This window comes from Pseudomonas sp. NBRC 111130, assembly GCF_001320485.1.
GTDB lineage: Bacteria > Pseudomonadota > Gammaproteobacteria > Pseudomonadales > Pseudomonadaceae > Aquipseudomonas > Aquipseudomonas vlassakiae.
In genome coordinates this window covers 26,641-36,444 of record NZ_BCBG01000098.1, presented here as the reverse complement: position 1 = coordinate 36,444, position 9,804 = coordinate 26,641, and the positions used below count along the sequence as shown (strand labels likewise).

The 9,804-nt window shown below is 63.5% G+C and carries 11 protein-coding genes; 7 read left to right on the top strand and 4 right to left on the bottom strand.

Translation table 11 applies throughout. The annotated features are described in order from the left end of the window. Positions 1–1,207, top strand: a 1,207-nt coding sequence (locus tag APH33_RS22765; RefSeq protein ID WP_054887299.1) for a DOPA decarboxylase, incomplete at its 5' end; no start/stop codon positions are given. Positions 1,208–1,328: 121 nt separating this feature from the next. On the opposite strand, the gene APH33_RS22760 is transcribed toward APH33_RS22765, so the two are convergent. Then, on the bottom strand, positions 1,329–2,702 hold the full coding sequence (locus tag APH33_RS22760; protein WP_054887298.1) for an MFS transporter: 1,374 nt from the start codon (positions 2,700–2,702) through the stop codon (positions 1,329–1,331). A gap of 476 nt (positions 2,703–3,178) precedes the next feature. Here APH33_RS22760 and quiC point away from each other — a divergent pair, with 476 nt between their 5' ends. Further along, positions 3,179–5,086, top strand: coding sequence for a 3-dehydroshikimate dehydratase QuiC (gene quiC, locus APH33_RS22755; protein WP_054887297.1), 1,908 nt, complete (start codon positions 3,179–3,181; stop codon positions 5,084–5,086). A 365-nt stretch (positions 5,087–5,451) separates the two neighbouring features. After that, the gene (locus APH33_RS26950; RefSeq protein ID WP_082433687.1) at positions 5,452–5,610 is read left to right on the top strand and encodes a DUF2256 domain-containing protein; all 159 of its coding nucleotides are present in this window, start codon (positions 5,452–5,454) and stop codon (positions 5,608–5,610) included. 82 nt (positions 5,611–5,692) lie between these two features. On the opposite strand, the gene APH33_RS22750 is transcribed toward APH33_RS26950, so the two are convergent. Continuing rightward, on the bottom strand, positions 5,693–5,941 hold the full coding sequence (locus APH33_RS22750) for a CsbD family protein (protein WP_054887296.1): 249 nt from the start codon (positions 5,939–5,941) through the stop codon (positions 5,693–5,695). Between the two features lie 273 nt (positions 5,942–6,214). Between APH33_RS22750 and APH33_RS22745 the strand changes: the two genes are divergently transcribed. Next, complete coding sequence (locus tag APH33_RS22745) at positions 6,215–6,886, top strand: TetR/AcrR family transcriptional regulator (RefSeq protein WP_054887295.1); 672 nt, start codon at positions 6,215–6,217, stop codon at positions 6,884–6,886. A 6-nt stretch (positions 6,887–6,892) separates the two neighbouring features. Here APH33_RS22745 and APH33_RS22740 read toward each other — a convergent pair whose 3' ends face one another. Next, positions 6,893–7,900, bottom strand: coding sequence for a GlxA family transcriptional regulator (locus APH33_RS22740; protein WP_054887294.1), 1,008 nt, complete (start codon positions 7,898–7,900; stop codon positions 6,893–6,895). A gap of 139 nt (positions 7,901–8,039) precedes the next feature. On the opposite strand from APH33_RS22740, the gene APH33_RS22735 reads away from it, so the two are divergent. Beyond that, entirely contained in the window at positions 8,040–8,531 is a 492-nt protein-coding gene (locus APH33_RS22735; protein WP_054887293.1) for a hypothetical protein, read from the top strand. Between the two features lie 53 nt (positions 8,532–8,584). Beyond that, positions 8,585–8,797, top strand: a complete 213-nt coding sequence (locus tag APH33_RS22730) for a PLDc N-terminal domain-containing protein (protein WP_054887292.1) — start codon at positions 8,585–8,587, stop codon at positions 8,795–8,797. Between the two features lie 41 nt (positions 8,798–8,838). Here APH33_RS22730 and APH33_RS22725 read toward each other — a convergent pair whose 3' ends face one another. Then, positions 8,839–9,165 (bottom strand): hypothetical protein, encoded by a 327-nt coding sequence (locus APH33_RS22725; RefSeq protein ID WP_054887291.1) that lies wholly within the window; start codon positions 9,163–9,165, stop codon positions 8,839–8,841. Between the two features lie 102 nt (positions 9,166–9,267). On the opposite strand from APH33_RS22725, the gene APH33_RS22720 reads away from it, so the two are divergent. After that, positions 9,268–9,675: a RidA family protein gene (locus APH33_RS22720; RefSeq protein WP_054887290.1), complete on the top strand. Its 408-nt coding sequence runs from the start codon at positions 9,268–9,270 to the stop codon at positions 9,673–9,675. Positions 9,676–9,804 lie beyond the last annotated feature (129 nt).

The following is a 9,804-nucleotide window of genomic DNA, read 5'->3' as shown; positions in this document are numbered from 1 at the left end:
GCACTGGCAGCACCCGGACTTCTACGGCTACTTCCCGTCCAACGGCACCCTGTCGTCGGTGCTCGGCGATTTCCTCAGCACCGGCCTCGGCGTGCTCGGCCTGTCGTGGCAGTCCAGCCCGGCGCTGAGCGAGCTCGAAGAAACCACCCTCGACTGGCTGCGTCAGTTGCTCGGCCTGTCGGCCCAGTGGAGCGGGGTGATCCAGGACACTGCGTCCACCAGTACCCTGGTGGCGCTGATCAGCGCCCGGGAGCGTGCCACCGACTACGCGCTGGTCCGCGGCGGCCTGCAGGCCGAGGCCAAGCCATTGATCGTGTATGTCAGTGCCCATGCTCACAGCTCGGTGGACAAGGCTGCACTGCTGGCCGGCTTCGGCCGCGCCAACATCCGCCTGATCGCGACCGACGAGAAATTCGCCATGCGCCCACAGGCGCTGCAGGCTGCCATCGAGCAAGACCTGGCCGCTGGCAACCAGCCCTGTGCGGTGGTCGCCACTACCGGCACCACCACCACCACCGCCCTCGACCCGCTGCGCCCGATCGGCGAAATCGCCCAGGCCAACGGGCTGTGGCTGCATGTCGACTCGGCCATGGCCGGTTCGGCGATGATCCTCCCGGAATGCCGCTGGATGTGGGATGGCATCGAGCTGGCCGACTCCGTAGTGGTCAACGCGCACAAATGGCTGGGCGTGGCATTCGATTGCTCGATCTACTACGTGCGTGATCCTCAGCACCTGATCCGGGTGATGAGCACCAACCCGAGCTACTTGCAGTCGGCGGTGGATGGCGAGGTGAAGAACCTGCGTGACTGGGGGATCCCGCTGGGCCGTCGCTTCCGTGCCTTGAAACTGTGGTTCATGTTGCGCAGCGAAGGCGTGGAGGCCTTGCAGCAGCGCTTGCGCCGTGACCTTGAGAATGCCCGCTGGCTGGCGGAGCAGGTTGCAGCGGCGGCGGAGTGGGAAGTGCTGGCACCGGTGCAACTGCAGACCTTGTGCATTCGCCATCGGCCGGCGGGGCTGGAAGGGGAGGCGCTGGATACCCATACCAGGGCGTGGGCTGAGCGGCTGAACGCGTCCGGGGTGGCGTATGTGACGCCGGCGACGCTGGAAGGGCGGTGGATGGTGCGGGTTTCGGTGGGGGCACTGCCGACCGAGCGGGAGCATGTCGAGAAGCTTTGGCGTCACCTGCAAGAGGTGGTTGAAGGCTGAAATCCTGGGACCGCTTTGCGGTCCTTTCGCGACACAAGGCCGCTCCTACAGGGATTCGCGATTGCCTTGCAGGAGCGGCCTTGTGTCGCGAAAGGGCCGCAAAGCGGCCCCCTGCAATCTCTCAGTGGCTCACCGCCTGAAAGCTACCCTTGCGGCTGGCCTCGAAAGCTTCTTTCCCCATCGGCTTGGCAAGCGGATTGCCCAGGTCTTCCATCGCCAGACGGTGAGTCTCCGGCGCAATGTAGGCCGCCAGTGCACACACGCAGGTAATGAAGAAGGCCAGGCCACCGATCACCAGCGGGATGTTGTCCGAACCCGGTGGCGCCACCAGGGCGAACAGGGCTGGCAACATGGCGGTGAGCATGGTGCCGATGTTCTGCGCGATGGCCATGGCCGAAACGCGGTAGCGGGTGTGGAACAGCTCCGGGTAGAAGCTTGGGAACACCGCGTTGTAGCCCTGGTAGACCATGCCCCACATCACGATCGAGGTGGCAAAGGCCAGTGGCACGTTCTGGATGCTGATCGCATACAGGTAGACGAAGGCCAGCAGGCCAGAGCCCAGGCAGCCGGCGATCATGGTCGGGCGGCGGCCGATCTTGTCGGACAGGTTGCCCACGAACGGGATCACCAGCACCGCGACGATGTTGCCCACCACCGGGATCCACAGGTACACGCTTTTGTCGAAGCCGATGCCGTAGGCCGGCTGCACCGCATAGGCGGCGCCGAAGATGGTGGCAACCACCGGGATCACGTTCATCAGCGCCATGAACATCACCAGCACCATGTGTTTCCAGCTGTGCCGGAAGGCTTCGCTGATCGGCGATTTGGCGACCTTGTCCTGCTTCTCTTCCTTCACGAACGCCGGGGTTTCGTGCACTTCCCGGCGGATGATGAAGCCCGCGATCAGGACGACGGCGCTCAACAGGAACGGAATACGCCAGCCCCAGTCGTTGAAGGCCTCACTCGGCATGAAGTAGGCCAGCGGCAGGAACACCGCCGCCGCCAATACCTGGCCGGCCTGCACGCCCTGCAAGGTGAAGCTGGCGTAGTAGCCGCGTCGGCCGAACGGAGCGTGCTCCATGATCATCGAGCTGGCTCCGGAGATTTCCCCGGCCACGGCAAAGCCCTGGACCAGGCGCAGCAGCACCAGCAAGGCCGGGGCCAGCAGGCCGATGTCGTGGTAGGTCGGCAGCAGGCCGACGGCCATGGTCGACAGGCCCATCAGGAACATGCACAGCAGCAGCACGTTCTTGCGCCCGCGGGTGTCACCCCAGTGACCGAGCACGAACGCACCGACAGGGCGTGCCAGGTAACCCACACCGTAGGTGGCCAACGAGGCGATGATGGCCATTTTCGGGTCGGTGTTGGGGAAGAAGATCTGCGGGAAGATCAGCGCCGCTGCCTGGGCATAGATGAAGAAATCGTAGTATTCGAGTGCCGAGCCAATCCATCCACTGGCGGTCGCTTTCTTGGCTTGAGAGCTTGAGTGAGCCATCGTTGTCTCCGTTGTTCTTGTAGGTCGCCGCACGGCTGGCGTCGCCCAGGGGCGGCCAGAGGGGTGCGATCACTTTTCGGGAGTAGGGCGGTTATAGCGCGATTGACCGCAGGCGGTGTCTGCAGAGGGAATACGAACGAGCAGGTGCGGATCGCAAGGCGATGGAGGTGTGCATAGGTCGGTACCCGGTTTATTGAACTTATTATGTTGTGACGTTGGGCTTGTCTGCGCAGGTTCTGCCAGACGACCCTCAGGGCAGAAGAGGGCGGTCGGTGGGCCTGCGTCTGGGTCCATGTTTGCTTAGGGTCGGCAGTGAATCAATTCGCCAAAATCGGTTTTGTGCGGTAATCGAACGCAAAACTAACCATTTCGTACAAACAGATTGCCCGCCCGACTTTACCTGCGAATAATCAACAGTGCCAGAAACCCCAACGGGTTCTCGGCTCGTCGTCCGTCCAATAACAAGGAACTCCCTCATGCAGCGTTCGATAGCCACCGTGTCCTTGAGCGGCACCCTGCCGGAAAAGCTCGAAGCCATCGCCGCCGCCGGTTTCGACGGCGTCGAGATCTTCGAGAACGACCTGTTGTACTACGCCGGCAGCCCGCGCGAAGTCCGGCAGATGTGCGCTGACCTCGGCATTGCCATCACCCTGTTCCAGCCATTTCGCGACTTCGAAGGCTGCCGCCGCGACCGCCTGCAGAAGAACATCGACCGCGCTGAGCGCAAGTTCGACCTGATGCAGGAGCTGGGCACCGACCTGGTGCTGGTGTGCAGCAACGTCCAGGCCGATGCCCTTGGCGATGAACAGATCCTGGTGGACGACCTGCGCCTGCTCGCCGAGCACGCCGGCAAGCGCGGCCTGCGGATCGGCTACGAAGCCCTGGCCTGGGGCCGCCACGTCAATACCTACCAGCAAGTGTGGAACCTGGTGCGCCAGGCCGACCACCCGGCGCTGGGGGTGATCCTCGACAGCTTCCACACGCTGTCGCTCAAAGGTGACCCGGCGGCGATCCGCGACATCCCGGGCGACAAGATCTTCTTCGTGCAGATGGCCGATGCGCCGATCCTGAACATGGACGTGCTGGAGTGGAGCCGCCACTTCCGCAACTTCCCGGGCCAGGGTGAAATGGACCTGGCCGGCTTCCTCGCGCCGATCCTGGCCACCGGCTACCGCGGCCCGCTGTCGCTGGAAATCTTCAACGATGGCTTCCGTGCAGCACCGCCACGGCAGAATGCCGCCGACGGCCTGCGCTCGCTGCTGTACCTCGAAGAACAGACCCGCCTGCGCCTGGAACAGCAAGGCACCACCCTTGAGCCGGGCGTGCTGTTCACCCCGCCGGCTGCCAGCGCCTACGACGGGGTGGAGTTCCTCGAGTTTGCCGTCGACGAAGCCGTCGGCGCGCGGCTGGGCAGTTGGCTCAAGCGCCTGGGCTTTGCCGAAGCCGGCAAGCACCGCAGCAAGGAGGTGCGCCTGCTGCGCCAGAACGACATCAACATCGTGCTCAACGCCGAGCCGTACTCGTTTGGCCACAACTTCTTCGAGGCCCACGGCCCGTCGCTGTGCGCCACCGCCCTGCGGGTGAAGGATGAGCACGCCGCGCTGCAACGCGCTACCGACTTCCGCGGCCAGCCATTCCGTGGCCTGGTCGGCCCCAACGAATGCGAAGTGCCAGCCGTGCGTGCGCCGGACGGCAGCCTGATCTACCTGGTGGAGCAGGGCAAGGAAGGGCCGTCGCTATACGACACCGACTTCCGCCTGGACCCGGCCGCCACTGTCACTGGCGGTTTGCAGCGCATCGACCACATGGCCCTGGCGCTGCCGGCCGAGTCGCTGGACAGCTGGGTGCTGTTCTACAAGAGCCTGTTCGACTTTGCTGCCGACGACGAAGTGGTGCTGCCCGACCCGTATGGCCTGGTCAAGAGCCGCGCCTTGCGCAGCCAGTGCGGCAGCCTGCGTTTGCCGCTGAACATCTCGGAGAACCGCAACACCGCCATCGCCCATGCGCTGTCCAGTTACCGCGGTTCGGGTGTGCACCACATCGCCTTCGACTGCGCGGACATCTTCGCCGAAGTGGCACGGGCCAAGGAGTCGGGGGTGCCGTTGCTGGAAATCCCGTTGAACTACTACGACGACCTCGCGGCGCGGTTCGATTTCAACGACGAGTTCCTCAGCGAACTGGCGTACTACAACGTTCTGTACGACCGTGATGCCCAGGGCGGCGAGCTGTTCCACGTGTATACCGAGCCGTTCGAGGAGCGATTCTTCTTCGAGATCATCCAGCGCAAGGGGGGCTATGCCGGGTATGGCGCGGCGAACGTCGCGGTGCGCCTGGCGGCGATGGCCAAGCGGCGTAGCGGGGCGGCGCGCAAGCCGGTGTTGTGATCATCGGTTGAGAGCTTGCCTGATCCCCATCCTGTGGAGCGGGCTTGCCCGCGAATGTGGCAGCGGCTTCAGCTACGAACACCGGCGCAGCCGGTGTCATGCACCGCGTTGGATTCTTCGCGGCTAAAGCCGCTCCCACAGGGTATGCGGACCGCTTGCGAACTCAGTTCTCTTTGCGAAAGCGCAGCCACATGGCTGGGTGATGACCCCCAGGGACAGTGAAGGCTTCAGAAATAACCTCAAAAATCTATACAAAATACTACTCTTGTATGGAAATCCCTCCCGGTGCACCGCCCGTGGTACTCAAACCATGCCCATCGTCCAGTGCCGGCCATCGACCGGCAAGTACTGCGTGACACGTGGGTATGCGCAAGCCGTTGCCGAGCAAGGTATGTCCCGCCTGTGGCCTGCCGTTCAGCTGGCGCAAGCGTTGGGCGCGATGCTGGGACCAGGTGCGCTACTGTTCCGAACGCTGCCGCCGATCAGCGAAACGGCAGCCCGGCCGCGCCTGCCAGCGCCCATGAGCCCGAGCCGCCGGACGGTGCTCGGTCTCATGGGCGCTGCAAGCCTCGCTATGTCTGATGGGCGAACGCTTTGCGCGCCAATTCAGCGCCGCAACAGTCGACTGACAACCAGCGCGAGCCCTGCTGCCACAGCCAGCGCTGTCAGCGGCTTCTCCCTTACAAATGTGGAAACGTTATCCAGTGCATCGCCATAGCTCTTGGTGAGCTGACCCGATGCCTGGCGCGCATTTCCCTCCGCTTCCAGGGCCGGATCTTCCAGCCACTTGCCGGCTGCGCTCTGCGCCTTGCCGGCGACCTTTTCTGCAACACCTTCGATCTGTTCACGTTTCATTGATCAAACCTTCCTGTGAATGACATTGGGCTTATCGCACAGGGTTAGGGGGCAGCGACTGTGGCTTAGTTCCAACGACGCAACGGCGGGTTGGAGAACCTCATGCTTGCCGCTCAACAGTACGTGCGCATGGATGCCATCGACAAGGTATTGCATACCCCAGAGGCCACACACCTGCTACCTGCGAGCCTTCGACCAACAGCCCGCTTCCCTGCATCCCCCCACTCACGGATAATCCCTCTCCAATTCCAATAATCACCCCCGTGAGCCCCCATGACCGACCCCGTAGCCCCCCTCAGCCCGCCTGAACCCTCGGCTACGCGCCAACCGCGCAAGAACAACCCCGAGAAAACCCGCGAGGACATCCTCCAGGCCGCCATCAACGAGTTCGTCCAGCAGGGCCTGGCCGGCGCGCGCGTGGACGCCATCGCCGAGCGCACGGCCACTTCCAAGCGCATGATCTACTACTACTTCGGCAGCAAGGAGCAGCTGTACGTCGAGTGCCTGGTCAAGCTGTACGGCGACATCCGCAAGACCGAGCAGAGCCTGGACCTGGAGTCGCTGCCGGCCGAGCAGGCGATTCGCCGGCTGTCCGAGTTCACCTTCGACCACCACGACCGTAACGTCGATTTCGTGCGCATGGTCTGCACCGAGAACATCCATTACGGCGAGTACGTCAAGAAGTCCCCGGCCATTCGCGAAATGAGCAGCCTGGTGCTGCAGGCATTGGGCAGCACCCTGGCGCGTGGCGTGAAAGAGGGCGTGTTCCGCGAAGGCATCGAGGTCATCGACCTGCACATGCTGATGAGTTCGTTCTGCTTCTACCGGGTGTCCAACCGCCACACCTTCGGTGACATCTTCCAGATCGACCTGGCCGACGAGCAGGTCAAGCAACGCCACCGGCAGATGATCTGCGACGTGGTGCTCAGCTACATCCGCGCCTGAATCCGCTCACTCGCCCAGCCGTTGCTCGCGTGACGGCGGGTAGCCGAAGTAGGCGGCGTAGCATTTGCTGAAGTGCGATACCGAGACGAAGCCGCAGGCCACTGCCACCTCCATCACCGACAGGTCGGAGTACTGCAGCAGGCGGCGGCTCTTGGTGATGCGCAGTTCCATGTAATAGCGCCGCGGCGAGGTGCCGAGCTGGGCCTGGAACAGGCGGTCGATCTGCCGACGCGAGCGACCGCTGTAGGCGGCCAGCTGGTCCAGGCTCAGGGTCTCCTCGAGGTTGTTCTCCATGAGCTCGACAATGGTGCGCAGGTGCAAGCTCATCGACTTCTTCGCCCCAGGGCCGACCTGGCGGTAGCGGGCGCCGGAGAACGACAGGATTTCTTCCACCCCTTCGGCCAAGCCGTCGCCGTACAGGCGGCGCACCAGGCCAAGCATCAGCTCCATGGCGCCGTTGGGGCTGGCGGCGCTGAGGCGGTCGCGGTCGAGGGTGAAACTGGCTGGGGTGATGCGGGTTTGCGGGCTGCGCTCGGACAGGCTGGCGCGCTGTTCGGGGTGGATGCTGCAACCGTAATCATCGAGCACACCAGCGCGGCCGAGGAACCAGGCGCCATTCCACAGCCCGCCCAGGGCCATGCCGTGGGCGGCGCATTCTTCCAGCAGGCGGTCCAGTTCGGGGTATTTCAGCGGCGTGCGCAGGCCGCCGCAGACGATCAGCAGGTCGAGTGCCTTGAGGTCGCTGGCGGACAATTCGCTGGCCACCAGTTCCAGGCCCAGGTCGCTGAGCACCCGGTCACCCTTGAGTGACAGCGGGGTGAAGCGAAAGCTGTCGGCACGCAGCAGGTTGGCGGTGACCAGCACGTCCATGGCCACGGTGAAGCTGGCCATCGAAAAGTGCTCGAGCAGGATGAAGTCGACGCGATAAGGGGCCTCGGGGCTACCGGCGCTGGCCTTGAGCCGCAGCATGTTGCTGGTGCTGGTCTTCTTGCTGAACTGACGTGGGGTGGGCACTCTGGACTCCGCTTCCTGGCTGGCCAGCAGAGTGTGGCGGCAGCGTGCGGGAAAGACAATCGCCGGCGCGCGCGTGTCGTGGTGCAGGTCGTGTTGAGGCAAGTGGACTATGCTGGCACCTCTGTTCTGGAGAACTTCGATGAAATACGCCATTGCGTTACTGTTCGGTCTGCTGCCGTTGCTGGCCCATGCCCTGGAGCCAGGCGAGCGGTTGGCACCCTGGACGCTGCTTGACCAGTACGATCAGCCTTACAGCCTGAAAACCGACACTCACATACTGCTGGTGGCCCGCGACATGGAGGGTGCCAAGCTGGTCAAGGCCGCTTTGGCCGACGCGCCCAAGGGCTACCTGGAGGCGCGCGATGCGGTGTTCGTCGCCGATATTCACCGCATGCCGGCGCTGATCAGCAAGCTGTTCGCCATTCCGGCGATGCGTGATTACAGCTACCGGGTGTTGCTCGACCGCGAAGGCCGTATTGCCAGTCGCTATCCGGGGCAGGCGGGGCAGGTTTCATGGCTGCGCTTGAAGGATGGGGTGCTGGTGAGCGAGCAGGCCTTTGCCGATGCCGTGGCGCTCAAGGCGGCCCTGGACGGGGTGCCGGGACTGGGCGTTCGCAGCAAATCCGACTGAACCCTCAGCGCTGGCAGCAACCCAACCCAGTACATGCCAACGGGAGAGTGCTCATGGAAATCGGAACGATCTGGATCATTGTCGCGGCCTTGGTCATCCTGCTCGAGATCTTTGCCATCTGGCACATCATCGGCAGCGATCGGCGCGCAGAGCGCAAGATGCTGTGGGTTGTGTTCGTGGTCTATGCACCGTTCCCGGGGCTGCTGTTCTGGGCCTGGCGTGGGCCGCGGGCAGTGAAGGGCAGGGCGGTGCTGGAGGAGAAATGACGGCGGCGGTATCAGGCGCACGGCGCCTGATACCGATGGCGTCAGTCGGGCGTGATGCCGATTTTGATGGCCGGGTCCAGGCCGCTGACCATCAGGCTGCCGGCGAAGCTGACCGTGTCCTCTACCTCCAGTGCCTTGAACGCGTCACGGATGCGGGTACGAATCGCCTTGCTGGCTTCTTTGCGCTTTTCGTCAGGCGTACCCGGTGACAGGACAACCTCACCGTGCAGCGTCGTTTCGACTTTGCCGGAGGTCTTCCAGCCCATCTCTTCGCGCAGGTGGGTTCGCGCTATTGCGGCGTCACCTTCATGATCATTGTTCACCGGGCTGATGGTGTAGGCGAGTTGGAACGCATAGGGCTTGCTCATGGCTTTTCCTGCGCGGCGATAAAGAAATCTCCTACAACAGCTTGACCTCTACCTAACTCGAGCCCACAGACTCAGACGCTCATTCATACGAAGGAGCGTCCCATGACCCGCGCATTTCAATTGTCCAACCCGCAAGGCCTGTACGACCCCAGCGCCAATGCCTATTCCCACGTCGCCGAGGTCGCCAGCGGCAGCCGCCTGCTGTTTATCGCCGGGCAGGGCGGGGAGGATGCCGATGGCCAGCTTTCGCCCGACTTTGCACGGCAGGCCCGCCAGGCGTTGGCCAATCTGCAGATTGCGCTGGCTTCGAAAGGAGCGGAATTGGCACAGGTGTTCAAGCTGACGTTGCTGATTGTCGATCACAGCGAGCAACGCCTGGCGCAGTGGGTGGCTGAGGCGGATCGCGCCTGGGGAGGGCACATGAAGCCCACCTGTACGCTGATACCGGTGCCGCGCCTGGCGCTGGATGGCATGCTGGTGGAGATCGAGGCTGTGGCGGCTATTGCATAAGCCTGTGGCGGCCTCTTCGCGGGTAAACCCGCTCCCACAGGGTTCACCACAGTCTTCAAGGCTTGTGCAGAACCTGTGGGAGCGGGTTTACCCGCGAAAGGGCCAGTACAGGCACTACAAAAGCCTTAG

Bases quoted from the DNA above. Each gene is read 5' to 3' on its own strand.
- APH33_RS22760 (WP_054887298.1), bottom strand. From the start codon at position 2,702: ATGGCTCACTCAAGCTCTCAAGCCAAGAAAGCGACCGCCAGTGGATGG.
- quiC (WP_054887297.1), top strand. From the start codon at position 3,179: ATGCAGCGTTCGATAGCCACCGTGTCCTTGAGCGGCACCCTGCCGGAA.
- APH33_RS26950 (WP_082433687.1), top strand. From the start codon at position 5,452: ATGCGCAAGCCGTTGCCGAGCAAGGTATGTCCCGCCTGTGGCCTGCCG.
- APH33_RS22750 (WP_054887296.1), bottom strand. From the start codon at position 5,941: ATGAAACGTGAACAGATCGAAGGTGTTGCAGAAAAGGTCGCCGGCAAG.
- APH33_RS22745 (WP_054887295.1), top strand. From the start codon at position 6,215: ATGACCGACCCCGTAGCCCCCCTCAGCCCGCCTGAACCCTCGGCTACG.
- APH33_RS22735 (WP_054887293.1), top strand. From the start codon at position 8,040: ATGAAATACGCCATTGCGTTACTGTTCGGTCTGCTGCCGTTGCTGGCC.
- APH33_RS22730 (WP_054887292.1), top strand. From the start codon at position 8,585: ATGGAAATCGGAACGATCTGGATCATTGTCGCGGCCTTGGTCATCCTG.
- APH33_RS22725 (WP_054887291.1), bottom strand. From the start codon at position 9,165: ATGAGCAAGCCCTATGCGTTCCAACTCGCCTACACCATCAGCCCGGTG.
- APH33_RS22720 (WP_054887290.1), top strand. From the start codon at position 9,268: ATGACCCGCGCATTTCAATTGTCCAACCCGCAAGGCCTGTACGACCCC.